The following is a 17,341-nucleotide window of genomic DNA, read 5'->3' as shown; positions in this document are numbered from 1 at the left end:
GCTTTATTAGTTAGTATTAATTCGTTTTACAACTGTTGACTTTTAGTTCCACAGTTGTTTCCCTTTAGTTCTATATCTATTATCGTTTTGTTCCATATCTGTGGAACGAATCGGTATCTACTACAAAAGTAGGTAGTTTATGTAGCGTAGAGGTGCTTTAGATAGCAGGAGTGTTAATTTATACTTTAAGAAAATGTCCGCAATCTGTTCTTGCTCGACTGGATGTAATAACCGTTCCTTATTGCGGATGCGATAATACATATTAAAGAATATAAATTTTGGCGTATGGTAATTGCTATGGTATGTGACTTTATTGGTGTATCAGATTGAGATTGTTTCACTGTCTGCCTTTCTTTTTGTGGTATGCCCTTAAATGATAGACGAATTGTATTCCTGCATATCGGCCTATACCTTGGTTGGTAATATTGTTGGTACCGGAGGCATTGATAGTATGTACATAACGGTAGTTGTTGTTATTGAAAAGATCGTTTATGCCGATACTAATCTCGCCGAGATGGTTACGGAACAACCGACGGCCTAGGTAGAGATTACATAATAAGATTCGATCATTGTAAGAGTCTGAGATACCTTTTAGTTGCTGGAAGGTGAGGGAACCAGTGAAAGTAAATCTGCGCCAGAAGGCCCATTTGATATCTCCTGAAAATATTTGTGAGAAGTAGTCGTTGCTATTCTTTATCCCTTTTGCAGTGAATTCACCTTGTGAATATTGTCCGGAATAATTAATGCGAAAGTCTAAATCTTCACTAATGTTGCTTGATAGTGAAATGGCTGCAAGGTGGTTGTTGCGATGAATGGGCGCTTTTTCACCATTGATGACACCTGGTAAAATATTCATGGTAGAGCTTACTGTTATGTTTAGATTGCTGCGTAGGGCATTTACGGGAAACCCGTAGGTAACTTTGCCTTGTAGTCGATGGTATCCACCGATATTGGCGGAACGGACGAATTGATTGCCTTCTCCTAGTGTAACTCCTTCTGTTACAGTGAAATCAGGGTTGTCTATTACTAAAGAGTCTCCGATATAGTTGTGGCTGCCACTATAGTTCAGAGAGATGGCAAAGGTACTGCCGCGGGAAGGATTGGTATGTATGTATCGTACTCCCCAATCGTGCAGATATGATGGGTTTAAGTTGGGATTTCCTGCTCTGATGAAGCTCAAGTTGGCTAGACTTACAACATTCTGAAGTGAGGATGCTGCTGGATTGATAGTGCGTCCTCTGGCGTCAATCCGAATTGTATTTGAGCGATTGGCGGTAATATTGGCTACAACTTCGTATGTTGGATTGTCGAATGATTTTCTATTTTTGTCGGTAGATGGAAGGATGCTGATTCCTTTGAAATCAATATGTTGAAATGCTGCGCTTACCATAACAGACGTTTTACGGAATGCGTATTGAAAACGCGGTCCTATCTTATGTGTCAAGTATGTTCCACTGTTGTTGCTTGACTGTCTTGTGTCTGCTTCCCTATTCAGTTCCCCCGTTTTCTTATCTAATAAAAATACCTGTTTATTTGCTTTGTCGTGGCTATACAGAAAAGAGTATTCCCAGCTCATACGCAGAAATCTGCTTAATGGTTCTGTATAAGTGATTCCAGTACGTGTTGTTATTCGTTCGGTTGTGTTAGTGCTTTGTTGGGCGGAGTAGGCAGTCGCATTTTCCGGTATCAATGGAATATTCGGTTTACGGAAAGTGTATTGTTCATTTTCCGCATCAGTTTTATTGTCATAGTAACTGCCGAATAATGAGAATGACAAAAACCGTCCTCTTTTATTAAATCGGTAACGATAGGTGAGTGAATTGGCGAGATTGATACCTAATCTGTCATTTTGATTATTGCCTAGTCGATTGTGCAGAAAGCGGATGTCTTCTTCAGAAAAACGGTTTTGTACGTGTATTGTCTGTTGCCTAAGGTCTGATAGATTTTGTATTTTCACTGACGGGCGGACAACAAAGCTGTGTCGGGTACCGGCGCTTAAGTTTATTTTGGCGGAGAAGCGGTGATTATAACTTGAAGCTTCGTAGTCATTTTCTGCATCGGTAAGTTGTGTTTTTGTTCCGTCTCCTAAATTTTCCTGTTGACTGCTTTGCTGATTGTTGTTATTCGTTCGGTTAAAGAAGTAACTACCGGAAAAACATTGGGTGTTGAGGTTGGCACCGATAGATTGTACTGACGAAATGCCCGGAAGCGGTTTTACTATAAAATCGGAGTTCCCGTTCTTGCCGCTCTCTTCAGTAGCCCCCACTATGTCTTCGGTAACGAAATTGTGTAGACTGAGGTTGTTTGCCATTCCAACTACAGAAAGTTTATGTTTGGGAGTAAAATTATTTAGATTACCTCCCATTATATATTTGTCTGGAATACCGTAACCACCATATATACGACCGAAAATACCTTGACGGCGTTCTGATTTAGTTACGATATTGATAGCTGTGTATCCACGTCCATCATCTACTCCTGTCAGTTCTGCCTCATCGCTTAGTTTATTGAATATTTCAATGTCTTCTACCATATCTGCCGGAATGTTCTTTAGTGCTGATAGTACATCACTACCAAAGAACTCTTGCCCGTCTATCATTACTTTGTTCACTTTTCTGCCATGTGCTTCTATTCCTTCCGATGAGACTGAAACGCCGGGCATTTTGGTTATCAGTGATTCGGAATTGGCTCCTAAAGCCACTTTGTAAGCATTGGCACTGTAACTTAATGTGTCCCCGCTTTGCGTAGATCTAATAGCGGGAACACTGACAAGGACTTCATTAAGTTGTACAGATGAGGGTTGAAGTAATAGTGGATTTAGTTGAAAGGATGGTTTGTTGAGACATATTTGTCGGAATGCGGGGTTATATCCTAAAAAGGTAACCTTAATTTGGTAGTTCCCATAAGGAAGGTCTTGAAACTCAGCACGACCTTCGGTGTAGGAAATGGCATGGAATCTTTTTTGATTGTTCAGACATACTAATTCAAATACAGCTCCTTCAATTGTTTCGTTAGTGATTGAGTCTCGTAGGTAGAACTCTATGTTGCCATATAGCTGTTGTGCATGGCCGATAACGGAAAAGCAAAAGGAAATTGTTATAAAAAGTATGATACGAGTATTTTTTGTAGATAACATATAATACTTATTTGCGGACGGTCAGAACTGCCGCATGAAAAAAACTGATTTATCTGCTTGCTTCTATGGTATAAGTGAAACTGTCTGCCCGGTAGTATCCAATGTTGTATTCGATTGGGATTTCGTTCACATCATAAACGAATCGCTTCCTTATTAATATAGGATCACTTGATTTAATATCTAACTTTTCTGCTATAAATTCTCCGGCTAAACGTGCTGTAATTTCTTCTTTACTGGTTTTTACCACTATATTATATTGTGTTTCTAGCATTTCATATAATGGGCGGGTAAAATCTTCTTCACCTGTTAGTGGAATATGAGGGTTGAAATATGAGATAAAGTACACAAACGGATATTCTTTTTTCCCTCTTACACGCTCCATAACTACACAGCGGCTATCGGAATTGGGACCTAAATCAAAGAAAGTTCCAATTTCTTCTGTTGGACGTTTTAGACTGATATGTAATTCAAAGTTACGTATTTCAATACCTAACATCTTCATTTCTTGTGAGAAACTAAGCCAATTCTTTACTCCGCCTACAATTCCTTTCTTTACGACTTTTGTTCCGAATCCTTTTTTTCGTAATAAAAGGCCTTCGAAGACTAACTTATTAATAGCTTGTCTTAATGTGTTTCTAGAAATGTTTAATTGTGCAGACAAATCTACTTCGTTCGGAAGTAGTTTCCCGTTTTTGTATTCTTCGGATTCAATAAGCCTTCTAAGAATTGCTTCTGCTTGAATATGAAGTGGTTTATTACTGCTATGATCTATTTCCATATCTTTTGAATTGGTTTAATTTTTGGCAAATATAAGATTTATCAAAAAATAATCCAAGTTTTGTTTGGAATAAAAATAAAATCTTTATATTTGCACAAAATAAACTATGTATGAACATATAAATTCTTAAAAATGAAGATGAATATAAGGAAGGCTAATTATGATAAATATCCTTCAACAAAAATGTCGGGGATGCTTGTTCAGGGTTGGGATGCTATCATTTCTGTGTTAAAAAAGCAAATGGATGCAAGAAAAGTGCTGGCAGTGGATTTATATACTGGAGTATATGAAGAAGAAGTGCTGGATGCTTTTTCAAAAGAATTCTCCGGAAAGGTGATGAATGTACGTGATTTGATGAAACCGGAACAAGAGATCCAAACTTTGACGGAACGCTTCATGACGGAAGATGTGTTGTTTGGCTATGTGACCAATTTGAAGCTGGAAGATTATTTTGATGCGGATAAATTAGCTGCTGCGCAAAAGCAAATTAGTGAAGCGGAGGATACTATTGTAATAATAGGTACGGGAGCTGCCATGGTGGCTCCGCAGGATGCGATGATTGTATATGCGGATATGGCACGTTGGGAAATTCAACAACGTTTCCGTCGGCATGAGGTAAAAGCTTTAGGGATAGACAATCGGAAAGATGCCGTTTCTTTGCAATACAAGAGAGGCTATTTCAATGATTGGAGAGTATGTGATAGGTATAAGGAAAGATTGTTTGACAGGGTAGAATTCTGGATTGACACCCATGTGGCCGGAACACCGAAGATGATTGATAAGGATACTTTCTTTAAAGGGGTAGAGGCAACGGTGAACACGCCGTTCCGGGTAGTTCCTTTCTTCGATCCGGCTCCCTGGGGTGGTCAATGGATGAAAGAAGTTTGCGATTTGGATCGTGAACGCGAAAATTTTGGTTGGTGCTTTGACTGTGTGCCCGAAGAAAACAGCCTCTATTTTGAGGTGAACGGAGTGCGCTTCGAACTTCCTTCGGTCGATTTGGTTTTGCTGAAAAGTAAAGAGTTGCTTGGCGAACCGGTGGAAGCACGCTTTGGAAAAGACTTCCCCATCCGTTTCGACTTTTTGGATACGATAGGTGGAGGTAATTTGAGTTTGCAGGTACATCCTACCACTCAATTTATCCGTGATAGTTTCGGTATGTACTATACACAGGATGAAAGCTACTACATGGTAGACGCGGAAGAAGATGCCGTAGTTTATCTGGGAGTGAAAACGGGTGTTGATAAAGAAGCGATGATCGACGATTTGCGTAAGGCACAAAAAGGTGAATTGGTGTTCGACGCAGAAAAGTATGTCAACAAGATTCCGACAAAGAAACACGATCACTTCCTGATTCCGGGAGGGACGATTCATTGTTCCGGTGCGAATAGTATGGTGCTTGAAATAAGTTCGACTCCGAACCTCTTTACTTTCAAACTATGGGACTGGCAACGTCTGGGACTGGACGGAAAACCACGCCCAATCAATGTGGAACGTGGTAAATGCGTAATCAACTGGAACCGGGATACGGAATATGTAAATGAACATCTTCGCAACCAGTTTAAAGAAGTGGCTTCCGGAGATGGGTGGATTGAGGAACGTACCGGATTGCATCCGAATGAATTTATCGAAACCCGCCGTCACCGTTTCTCGTCACCGGTGCTGCATCACACAAACGACAGTGTAAATGTGCTGAATCTGCTGGAGGGAGAAGAGGCCGTCGTTGAGAGTCCTACTCACGCCTTTGAACCTTTCGTGGTGCATTATGCGGAAACATTTATCATTCCTGCCGGAGTGAAAGAATATACCATTGCCCCGTATGGTAAATCGGCAGGAAAAGAATGTGTAACGATAAAAGCCTACGTACGCTTTTAATAATGAAATAATTCATTAATCTAATATCTTGAAACCTATGTACGAACATGATGAACGAATCGTAATGACGCTTGATGCGGGAGGCACTAATTTTGTGTTTTCAGTCATACAGGGCTGTCGCGAAATAGTGGAACCTATTTGCCTTCCGGCAGCGTCCGACGACTTAGAGCGTTGCTTGTCTGTTCTTGTAGAAGGCTTCCTGGAAGTTGAAAAACGATTGCCTAAACTTCCGGTAGCTATCAGTTTTGCTTTCCCCGGGCCTGCTGACTATGAGCATGGAATTATTGGTGATTTGCCTAACTTCCCGGCTTTCAGGGGAGGAGTGGCACTCGGACCTTATTTGAAAGAGCAATTTGGTATTCCGGTTTTTATTAATAATGACGGTAATTTGTTCGCCTATGGTGAAGCTTTGGCGGGCACTTTACCCGAAGTAAATAAGCGTCTGAAAGAAGCAGGCAGCAGTAAGGTATATAAAAATCTGCTCGGAATAACACTGGGTACGGGATTTGGTGCCGGAGTGGTGATTGACAATCGGTTACTGACCGGAGATAACGGTTGCGGCGGTGACGTCTGGATTATGCGGAACAAGAAATATCCCGAAATGATTGCGGAAGAAAGTGTCAGTATCAGGGCCGTCAGACGAGTATATCAGGAACTGACCGGAAAGGATGCTTCTTCTTTGACTCCCAAAGATATTTTTGATATTGCCGAAGGAACGGCAGAGGGAGACCGCCAGGCTGCTGTCCGGAGTTTCAATGAATTGGGAGAAATGGCGGGTGATGCCATTATCCGTGCATTGAATATTGTAGACGGTCTGGTGGTGATTGGCGGAGGAGTGGCCGGAGCGGCTAAATACATACTTCCGGGAATCATGAATGAAATGAACCGTCGGATTGGAACATTTTCCGGAACATCATTTTCTTGTTTACAGATGGAGGTCATTGACCTGACGGAAAAAGAAGGTATGGATGGTTTTTTAGTAGAAAAAGATAAAATGGTGAAGATCCCATTTTCGGAAAAATTAGTATCATATAGTTGTCATAAAAAGATAGGTATTACTGTTTCTTCTTTGGGAACAAGTAAGTCAGTGGCACTAGGAGCCTATACTTTTGCTTTGTCGCAATTGGATAATGTGGAGTGAAACTTTAATGAAATATGTTGAATTATGAAAGAAAAACACATTTTAAAGATTTTACCTGTACTTTTTGGATTTTTTATAATGGGATTCTGTGATGTAGTAGGAATTTCAACTAGCTATGTAAAAGAGGATTTTGGACTGAGTGAGACATTGGCGGGCTTTATTCCTTCAATGGTTTTCATTTGGTTCTTGTTATTCTCCATTCCAATAGCGACATTGATGTCAAAATGGGGAAGAAAAAGAGTTGTACAGGTCGGAAATATTGTTACTTTTATAGGAATGATAATTCCCTTTGTGTCCTATAATTTTATTACTTGCATGATTGCTTTCTTATTTTTGGGATTTGGTAATACAATTTTGCAAGTAAGTTTAAATCCTCTTCTCACGAATGTTGTAAAAGGTCAGGCGCTTACTAGTTCATTAACGGCTGGGCAGGTTGTCAAAGCTGTATCCTCTTTTAGCGGTCCTTTCATAGCAATGTTTGCCGTTCATTATTTTGGTAATTGGAAATATCTATTTCCTATTTTTGCATGTATCACATTAGTTTCTTCTTTGTGGCTTTGGAAGACTCAAATAACTGAAGAGAAACAAAAGGAAACAGATGCTACCATAAAAAGTACGTTTGTATTGCTGAAAGACAAAGATATATTGTTACTTTTTTTAGGCATTGTTTTTGTTGTAGGCGTGGATGTCGGCATGAATACTGTAACCCCTAAATTATTGATAGAGCGTTGCTCTCTATCCGTGGATACTGCGGGGCTGGGGGCGAGTGTTTATTTCTTTTGTAGAACAATCGGTGCATTTATTGGAGCCATGTTATTAGCTAAAATTTCAGAAGGGAAATTTTATTTAATCAATGTAGTTATAGCTGCTATGGGCTTGTTAACCTTATTTTTTGTTGGTGATGAATATCTGATTTTGACTTTGGTTGGAGTTATTGGATTTACTTGTTCTAGTATTTTCCCCATTATTTACTCTGTTGCGATGCAGAAAGTTCCTGCTAAGGTGGACGAGGTTTCAGGTCTTATGATTACAGGGGTGTTCGGTGGAGCAGTTATTCCTCCCCTCATGGGATTGATGACCGATATACTGGGTAGTCAGAAAGGCTCTTTATTAGTAATAGGTGCGAGTGTCTCTTATCTGGTTTTTTGTGCGTGGAGAGTTAATTTTATTTCTAATATTAAATAATGAAGACAAGTATGATTGAGAAAGTGAAATGGTTGCATGTTGTCTGGCTTTTTATGTCCATGATTTTTGCACAGAATGTGGTAGCACAAACCCGGACCGTAAAGGGGGTTGTGTGCGATGATAATCAAGAGCCTATGGCAGGAGTTACAGTGGTAGTACCTGGAACTTCTGTTGGAACATCTACAGCGGTAAATGGAACATTTACTATAAAGGTGCCAGCTGGCGCTAAAGTATTAGATTTTACATTCATAGGATATAAGCGGAAAAGAATATCTTTGAATCGCGAACTACCTTCTACATTAAAAGTGGTGATGCAGGAAGACGCGACTCAACTTGATGAAGTGGTGGCTATTGGGTATGGAACACAGCGTAAGGCTGATATTACGGGAGCAGTTGCTTCTGTCTCTTCCGATGTTACAGAAAAACGGGTCGTGACGAATATGATGGATGCTTTGCAAGGGAAAATAGGTGGAGTGAGAATTTCATCATCAGAAGGTGGTCCGATGGGTGGATTTGATATTAATATCCGCGGTAATACTTCACTTTCGGGCAACAGTGAACCTCTTTGGATTATAGACGGACTTCCCGGAAATAGTGAAAGTGTGAATCCGAACGATGTGGAATCTATTGATATTCTAAAAGATGCTTCTTCTACAGCAATATATGGAGCACGTGGGGCTAATGGTGTGATTATTGTGACTACCAAGCAAGGAAAGAAAAACTCTACAAGTGTGGATTTTAGTGCTACAGTAGGAGTGCAATCGAGTTCTAAGAAATTGGATTTATTGGATTCTTATAATTTTGCGAAGCAGAAATATTTCCAACAATTCACTTATCAAAAATATACTCCGGGGTTGTATGAATCTTTAGGATATACAGGTCTTGATTTATTTATTGATCCGGAAGGTAATATTTATCAAAAAGGTAATGGTACATATTATGCATTTGACAATTTTGAACGCTATGCGGCAAATGATGCTGTAAATACTGATTGGCAGGATGAAATGCTTTCTTCCGCTTTATTACAAGATTATAGATTAACAGTTCGAGGTGGTGGCGCCAGAAATACTTATTCTGTTATGTTATACTATTTGAATAATGAAGGTATTTTGAGGAATACTAATTCTGAAACATATTCTGGACGTCTAAATTTTAATCAAGAAATAGGTAAGTATGTTCGTTTTAAAACGAATACTTCTTTTGTAAGAAAATTTAATAATGGTATTAGCGGTAACATTCAGCAGATGCTTACGTTAGCTCCTACAAAGCCTGCGGACTATGATCCAAGCGATGATCAATTCTTATTGCCAAATGAAGTTCCCGGTCGTGTTGTCAATCCTATACAGCAGGCTGATTTAATTGTAGATAAGACATCTACCTACAATTTTATGACTAATAATAATATTGACATTAAGATTAATAAACATTTGTCTGGGACAATTACTTTGGGATATACTAAGTCAGGTTCTTTGCGAGATGAATATTATCCATCTAACGTACAACAAGGGTGGGATTATAATGGGCGTGCCATTAAGACGATAAATGAGAGTGAAAAGATTTTTAATGAGAATGTAGTGCGTTATGATAATAAGTGGGGCAAACATAAATTGGGAGCTGTGATAGGTAATACATTGGACAGATCTTGGAGCAAAATGGTAAAAATTGAAAATCGGAATTTTGGCTTGGAAAATTTGAAAGAGGAAGGTCTTGGTAAAGGGACTGAACCGCAAATTCCAACTTCGACTTATGTACAAAGTTCGTTGGCTTCTTTTTATGGACGTATTACTTATGATTGGGCTGATAAATATTTGTTCAAAGCAACTATGAGAGCAGATGGTGCATCTAATTTCTCTAAAAATAATAAGTGGGGTTATTTCCCGTCAGCAGCTTTTGCATGGAGAATCAATCAAGAAGAGTGGTTAAAGCATGTGAAAGTCATTTCGAACATGAAATTACGATTAAGTTGGGGAGAATCAGGAAAGAGAGCCATTGGTAATTATACTACATTGGCTAATATCGGCACTGGCTTTTATACAGGTAATGGTGAAAATTTGGAAATGATTTCTTATCGTCAGAACTTGCCAAATGATAATTTGAAATGGGAGACTACCTCTGAAGTGAATATAGGTTACGACATGGGCGTGTTAAACAATCGTGTTATGGTAACTTTTGATTTCTATCGCAGAAAAACAAGAGACTTATTATATAGTGTACCGGTGGCTACTTATTCAGGCTTTGGTTCTCAGATACAAAATCTAGGAGAGATACAAAATCAAGGTATGGAGTTGGCTTTCTCTGCTAATATCATAAAGAAAAGAAATGTAAACTGGACATTTGATTTCAACATTTCCAAGAATAAGTCTAAATTGATAGAAATTGGAGAAAGAGGATGGGAAATCAATACTGTTGGTGCTGGAAATTACTATTTAAAAGAAGGATTGCCTCTTGCCAATTGGTATGGTTATCAGACACAAGGTATTTGGCAGACACAAGCAGAATTGGATGCAGCGTTGGCAAGTTTTAATGAACATGTGGCATCCGGAATAGGACCGCAAGCTGGGGACTTGTCGAAGGCACAATATGACCGTTTAAAACCGGGATATCGTAAAATAAAAGATCAACCGAATGCGGAAGGAAAGTATGACGGAATTATTAATGCAGATGATAGAGTTATTTTGGGACAAGGTGAACCAAATTTCGTAGGTGGTTTTTCAACTTCCTTCCGTTATAAATGGCTGACTTTGGATGTGGCTTTTACTTATAATGTAGGCAATAAAATTTATAATAAGGCAGGGCGTATTTTGGAAACGGATATAAGCCAGCGAAATCAGTTTGCGGCAACTGCAAACAGGTGGTTCCCCACGTTGTATCATTATGACCCTAATTCACCTGACCATAGAGGTGAATTGTTGTGGGAAGGAAATCCTACAAATGATATATTATCATGTATGCATGGACAGGGCAATGATGATACGATATATGATATTTATTTGGAAGATGGCTCTTTCTTGAGATTAAGTGACATTACTCTCTCTTTCAATTTGCCTAAAAAATGGCTTAAGAAAGCGATGATGAAATCGGCAACAGTTTTTGTAACTGGTAAGAATCTATTTGTATGGTCTGACTACAAAGGGTATGATCCTGAAGTAAATATGTCTACGGGCGCTGCTAAATATCTTTGTCCCGGATTGGATAACTGGGCTTATCCTAAATCTCGAATCATCTCAGGTGGGATTAAACTATCATTTTAAGTAACTGACTAAAAGAATTCTGATGAAAAAATATTTATTCTTTATATTAGTATCTTCTATCCTAGTAGGTTGTACTGATTGGCTTAAAGAAGAGCCAGTGGATAGATTTGTGGAGGATAATTTCTTTGTGAACAAGAAATCCTTGCGGACTGCTTTATTGGGTGGATATGGGCGTTTTGCCGATTTATATGTCGATAAATGGGCAGCATGGCTTGGTGAATGGGGAACAGATGCTGTATGTACGCAGAATGTTGCTGATAGTTATGGTTATCATCGTTATTTGTTTGCTTCTACAGCTCCTATAATTAATACATGGTACAATGTACATTATGAAGTTATTAGTCGTTTTAATACTGTGTTGAAACGAGTGGATGAAATTCCAGATATGACTACAGCTGAAAAAGAGGAAGTGAAGGGAGAATGTTTGTTTATGCGTGCACTATGTTATTTCAGATTGGTTCAGACTTTGGGACCTGTACCTTTAATATTGGATGAATTTAATGAGATGGACAACAGCCTTCCACGTGCTTCGGTAGGTGAGGTATATACTGCCATTATTAATGATTTAAAGATCGCTTCTGAAGAAGGACGCTTACCGGATATGAGAGTTGCTGACTTTACTCGTACTAATCGTACAGCTGCCCGTGCATTATTGGGAAAAGTATATCTCACTTTGGCAGGACATATGGAGAATGGTAAAGTGGATGCTGTGCTAGCTACTATTGGCAGAGAAACATTGGGGTATCAGAGTTATACAGAATATACATCTGAACAACTCTATCAGTTGACAGAGGAGGCATTATTTCCTTTGATTGGCTCTGTAGATATAAGCAGTGGTAGTTATGAAGATATATTCCTGTCGTTGACATTCAATAAAAATACGAATTCTGAACTTATTTGGCAAATTCAATTTAATTCAGATAAAGCGGGAAGTGCTTGGGCAAAACATGCGGGAGTAATATGCAGGCCCTCTGCCAATTATGATAAATTATCTGGCTCTGGACGTTATAATGTTTTGTATGTGCCTGATATGTATTATTCATATAGTGCTGGTGATGTGCGCCGTGATTGGAGTTGTAATTATAGTTGGTATAATGGGACAACGAATAAATGGACATTCTTTGATCCCCGTTTGGGATATGAACAACAAGGATATACATCTTGGTGTAATATTCAGAAATTTAGGGAAAAAGAGACTGTATTTGAACAGTCTGAATTTGCTGACCCTAATCAACGTCCTACCAATTATCCGTTTCTTCGCTATTCGGATGTAGTATTGATGTGTGCAGAAGCGGAATTGATGCAGGATGGCATAATAAGCGAAACTACTTTTGCGGAAATCCGAAAGATTGAAAGTAGAGCTCGCGGTGGTATGAGTTCTTCGGAAAGGTTGGCTTATTTGAAAGTTAGAAAGAACGAGTTGTATGAGGAATATGTAAAAAAGAATGCGGAATTTGTAAAGGCTAATGAATATTATTTGTCAGTAAAGGATAATCCGAACATTCCTCAAAGTATAAAAGACTTGGCTTTGGCAGAGAATGATAGATTGAGCGCGGAACGTGGTAATGCAAAAGGTGAATCAGATCATGCTGCAAATGAACTTAAATTGTGGGAAACCGGAATAGCACCGGCAGCCAGTATACCGGGATATCAGCAAGGATTGGAGCCACAACCGTTCTTGGAATATACTCGTGAGGCATTTAACTTGGAAGCGTTGAAAAGGGAAAGACTATTGGAATTGGCTTTTGAAGGGCATCGTCGTTATGATTTGCTTCGTTGGGGTGAATTGGTGGAGAAATATGATGGCGTGCGTACTATTAAAGAACAGATAAACGGTATGGGACGTATAAGTGATTATAATGTGTTGCTACCATTACCGCTTACTCAAGTGGATTTGTCTACAAATAAAGAAGGATTTTTTCAGAATCCTGGATATTAAAATTGTAAAAAAATAAATATGAAAAAATATATATCATTAATTATTTGTATTTTATTGCTCCCGTGCTTGTTTATGGCATGTGAGAATGAAGAACGTAAAAATATTCTGCCTCCTGTAAGTTTTGTGCAACGCTTGTTGGAAGATGGTACAATAGATACTGAAAATATGAGGTTTACACTTGTGGGGGAAGTGAAAGCCAATGAAGAAATTGGTGGAAATGCATCTTTGAAATTTGAATATTGTAATGGATATGGTAGAAAGGCAAGAATTGCTGTAACCAGTGCAGCCAACATTATAAAAGGTAGTGCCACTGTGGATTTGCATGGGGGTAGTGATACTGCTTCGGTGGCGGTTCCTTTATATGGTGCTCCGAAAGATATGGGAAATATTGAAGTATGTGTGTCTATCTTAGCTGAAGGTACTGCTCCTGTAAATTTACGTGCTAATTTGGTGGTAGCAGATCCGGTTGAATTATATCGGGTGGATTTTGATAATATTGTTTGTGAAGGAGAAATTTATGACAATATAGAAGGTAGTACGTTGTTGAAAATACCATATACGAAAGGTTATGGTCGAAGTGCTACGGTGAAGGTGGAGTCAGAAGTAGGTCTTTCGGGTAAAGAGGTACGTAAATTGAACGGTGATTATGCTAGTTTGAGCGAAGGAGAAGCAGGTGTTATGGAGATCCCTATATTTGGTATTCCTAATGAAAATGGTGAAGTGGATTTGACTATTACAGTTTTTTCTGCAGGTGGTATGTCAGTTGTGGGCAAAGCTCGAATTACGATATTGGAGAATACAGATGTATTTCCCGAATTGCAGTTGCTTCCAGAAGTGCAACTTTCCGGTGCATTATATCGGAATGCTTTGATAGGCGAGTTGTCTAATGCCAAACTTATAGTTCCTTATAAGAATGGATATGGAAGGAATATAACAGTGAGAGTGAATGAAGTTAACGGTATATCAGCCGAAGAAAAGAGTTACAAACTTCAGGGAGGTGCTGTTGAGGGAACTTTTGAGATGCTGCTGCAGGGAACTCCACTCCTTGCCGGTGAGAATGAACTTACTATCTCCGTTATTACAGAAGAAGGACTGGAGCTAAGTCAGAAGGTAATTGTTGTGGTGGATTACCCTGCTGAACTTATTATAAATGGATGTACTGTACAAGGAGAGTATTATGCAAATATTGTTCTTGGCACAGATGCTTGTATAGAAGTTTCATATGAAAACGGATATCAAAGAAATGTGAAATGTACGGCTGTTCTTGATGGAACGGCAAGTGGTATAACGTGTAATATACCAGTTGACCCTATTGTTTTAGCAGATAATGCTGGTACATTTACTATTCCGTTAATCGGAACAAAACCTGTTGCTGGAACTTTTCCATTTATGCTGATTTTTGAGCCTGAAAATGAAAGTATGAAAACGGTTTCAGGTATTATAATGGTTTCAGGTGAAAAACCTATTGAGTTTGATTTTGACGATATTTTATTTGATGGAAATCCGGTCGTGTTGAATGAATTTGTAAGTATAACATTAAGGATACCTTTTGCAAATGGATCAGGAACATTTGATGCTGAAGTTTCAGGTGCGCTTACAGGAAGTGTTAGTGATGTAACATTGTCAAGTACAACAGGATATTTGGAAATACCTGTGTCTGGAACTCCTAATAGAGAGTTAGGCAGTATGAGTATAAAGATAACCAATGTTGAAAAGAAAACGGTGTATACTCAAGAGGTTCCGTTTTATGCTGGTACTCGAATTCATTATAATGGGATAGATTATTATTCTGTTTTTGTAGATGTGGATAAGAATGGTAAAATAGGAGCTGGGGAAATTTGGCTGGATAGAAATATCGGAGCAACTTCCAATGAACCGGGAATATTTGAACCAAATGGGGCTAATATGGATTGTGTAGGACATTACTATCAATACGGAAAGTCTTATGGTGAAAATGCAAATGTGCTTGATGAGACAACCGGATGGTGCGATTATGATGCTGAGTGGATAAATCCGATAGGTGATTGGAACATTTGTCCTGAGGGGTATCGTTTGCCTACTGTCAAGGAGTGGGAGGCTATTTGTACCCGAATTGCTGAGATTAACACATTCTTAGGCATAAGTAATACACAACAGCATATGATGGATTCTGCTCTGAAATTGCCTTTGGGAGGATGGATGAATAATAGCTTTGCGAAAGGAACTTGGCCACAAGGAAAGATGGGATGTTATTGGACTTCAGACCGTTTTGGAGATAATGATGTAATAGCTTTCCAATTGCAACAAAATGGTGCATATAAAGCGATGAGGTGGAGTGGAAAATCCAATCAAGCAAGATTGCAAGTTCGTTGTGTTAAACAATATTAAACAGTGTAGTTATCCTCAATCATATGGCTGAATTTCCTGTATTTTGATTCATGAATATGATTGAGGATGGTTTAAACAAATATATCATGAAAAATAAAGTAAAATTGGCTTCTTTTTTGGCTTTGTCAGTTACTGCTGCCAATGCTCAACTGGCTGATGGCCGTATGAATATTGTGTATATAATGGTGGATGACCAATCCTTTCAATCTATCAGTGCATATGGGCATCCGCTTTCCAAATTAGCTCCTACGCCTAATCTTGACAGAATAGCTGAAAACGGTCTGTTGTTCAACTGTGCTTTTGTAGAAAACTCTATTTCTGCACCAAGCCGTGCCACACTGTTGACCGGACTTTACAGCCACCAACACGGGCAGACGCGTTTGGATGGAGGTTTGCAGTCTGATAAGCATTTCTTTACCGAATATCTACAACAAGCCGGTTACCAGACCGCACTCTTCGGAAAATGGCATCTGAAAGTAGAACCCAAGGGTTTTGATACTTACAAAATTCTTAATGACCAAGGTGAATATTACAATCCGGTATTCCGTACTCCTGAAAGTAATGGGGAGTTTATACGTGAAGAGGGATATGCTACCAATCTTATAACTGATGATGCCATAGAGTGGCTAGTGCAAAGAGATAGAGATAAGCCTTTCTGTATCATGGTACATCACAAAGCACCCCATCGCAATTGGATGCCCGATTTGCAATATCTTGATCTTTACGAGGATATTACTTTCCCTGAGCCAGCAACCCTCTTTGATGATTATAACACACGTGGTGATCAAATGCGTACACATGAGCTTTCTGTGGCTAATCATTTGGGTTATGCTTTTGATTTGAAGGTACGCCAATTGCAGAATGAACCTACATTAAAATATATCCATAACAGTTTCTATATTGCTATGAATTCAATGAATGAAAAGCAACTGAAGGTATGGAACGAAGTATATGACCGCAAAAATAAGGCATTTTTGGCTAGTCGTCCCACGGGCAAGGAACTTGTAAGTTGGAAGTATCAGCGTTACATAAAAGATTACCTTCGTACTATTCATAGTGTGGATGTGCAGGTAGGTCGTATCTTGGATTATCTGGAAAACAATAATTTGATGAACAATACAATTATCGTATATACTTCTGATCAGGGCTTTTACAATGGTGAACACGGATTATACGACAAGCGCTTTATGTACGAAGAAGCATTCCGCACCCCATTGTTGATTGCTTATCCTAGTGTTAAAAAGAAGGGGGGGAAGTGTAACGAGTTGGTTCAGAATATAGACTATGCACCCACACTTCTCAATATAGCTGGTGTGGAAGTTCCCAAAGAAATGGTAGGTGCCTCTTTACTTCCATTGCTTAAAGGTGAGAAAGTGGATTGGAGGAAATCCGTCTATTATCAATTTTATGATTATCCTTCGGTAGGTAGAACTCGTAAACACTATGGTATTCGTGATAACCGTTATAAATTGATTCATTGGTATGGTGAAGGTAAGCAAAAAGATAAAGATATTGATTATTGGGAATTGTATGATTTGAAAAAGGATCCTACTGAAGTAAATAATGTATATGATAATCCTAAATACAAAAAAGTACAAGAACGTTTGTTTTATGAATTGCAGAAAAAGAGAGAGGAGATTCATGCAATAGAATAATAAGGAGGAACAGA

General features: G+C 38.9%; 9 protein-coding genes. 7 read left to right on the top strand and 2 right to left on the bottom strand.

The features are described from left to right. Positions 1–337: 337 nt before the first annotated feature. Together ACNOGP_RS21830 and ACNOGP_RS21825 are read right to left on the bottom strand one after the other, a co-directional pair. A complete protein-coding gene (locus ACNOGP_RS21830; RefSeq protein ID WP_418213727.1) occupies positions 338–3,136 on the bottom strand; it encodes an outer membrane beta-barrel protein in 2,799 nt (932 codons plus the stop codon). Positions 3,137–3,185: 49 nt separating this feature from the next. Then, on the bottom strand, positions 3,186–3,914 hold the full coding sequence (locus ACNOGP_RS21825) for a GntR family transcriptional regulator (RefSeq protein ID WP_418213726.1): 729 nt from the start codon (positions 3,912–3,914) through the stop codon (positions 3,186–3,188). A 144-nt stretch (positions 3,915–4,058) separates the two neighbouring features. Between ACNOGP_RS21825 and ACNOGP_RS21820 the strand changes: the two genes are divergently transcribed. The 7 genes from ACNOGP_RS21820 (at position 4,059) to ACNOGP_RS21790 (ending at position 17,327) form a co-directional block, all read left to right on the top strand. After that, a complete protein-coding gene (locus ACNOGP_RS21820; protein ID WP_418214789.1) occupies positions 4,059–5,789 on the top strand; it encodes a class I mannose-6-phosphate isomerase in 1,731 nt (576 codons plus the stop codon). 37 nt (positions 5,790–5,826) lie between these two features. Next, entirely contained in the window at positions 5,827–6,930 is a 1,104-nt protein-coding gene (locus tag ACNOGP_RS21815) for an ROK family protein (protein WP_418213725.1), read from the top strand. A 24-nt stretch (positions 6,931–6,954) separates the two neighbouring features. Continuing rightward, positions 6,955–8,115, top strand: coding sequence for an MFS transporter (locus ACNOGP_RS21810; protein ID WP_418213724.1), 1,161 nt, complete (start codon positions 6,955–6,957; stop codon positions 8,113–8,115). Next, positions 8,115–11,366, top strand: a complete 3,252-nt coding sequence (locus tag ACNOGP_RS21805) for a SusC/RagA family TonB-linked outer membrane protein (protein WP_418213723.1) — start codon at positions 8,115–8,117, stop codon at positions 11,364–11,366. The genes ACNOGP_RS21810 and ACNOGP_RS21805 overlap by 1 nt, the downstream gene beginning before the upstream one ends. Positions 11,367–11,388: 22 nt before the next feature. Next, a complete protein-coding gene (locus ACNOGP_RS21800) occupies positions 11,389–13,305 on the top strand; it encodes a RagB/SusD family nutrient uptake outer membrane protein (protein WP_418213722.1) in 1,917 nt (638 codons plus the stop codon). 18 nt (positions 13,306–13,323) lie between these two features. After that, positions 13,324–15,672: an FISUMP domain-containing protein gene (locus ACNOGP_RS21795; RefSeq protein ID WP_418213721.1), complete on the top strand. Its 2,349-nt coding sequence runs from the start codon at positions 13,324–13,326 to the stop codon at positions 15,670–15,672. 86 nt (positions 15,673–15,758) lie between these two features. Next, positions 15,759–17,327, top strand: coding sequence for a sulfatase (locus tag ACNOGP_RS21790; RefSeq protein ID WP_418213720.1), 1,569 nt, complete (start codon positions 15,759–15,761; stop codon positions 17,325–17,327). The last annotated feature ends 14 nt before the right edge of the window (positions 17,328–17,341 follow it).

The sequence above is a fragment of the Bacteroides difficilis genome (assembly GCF_048319815.1).
GTDB lineage: Bacteria > Bacteroidota > Bacteroidia > Bacteroidales > Bacteroidaceae > Bacteroides > Bacteroides zhangwenhongii.
This window is presented reverse-complemented; position numbering and strand designations above follow the sequence as displayed.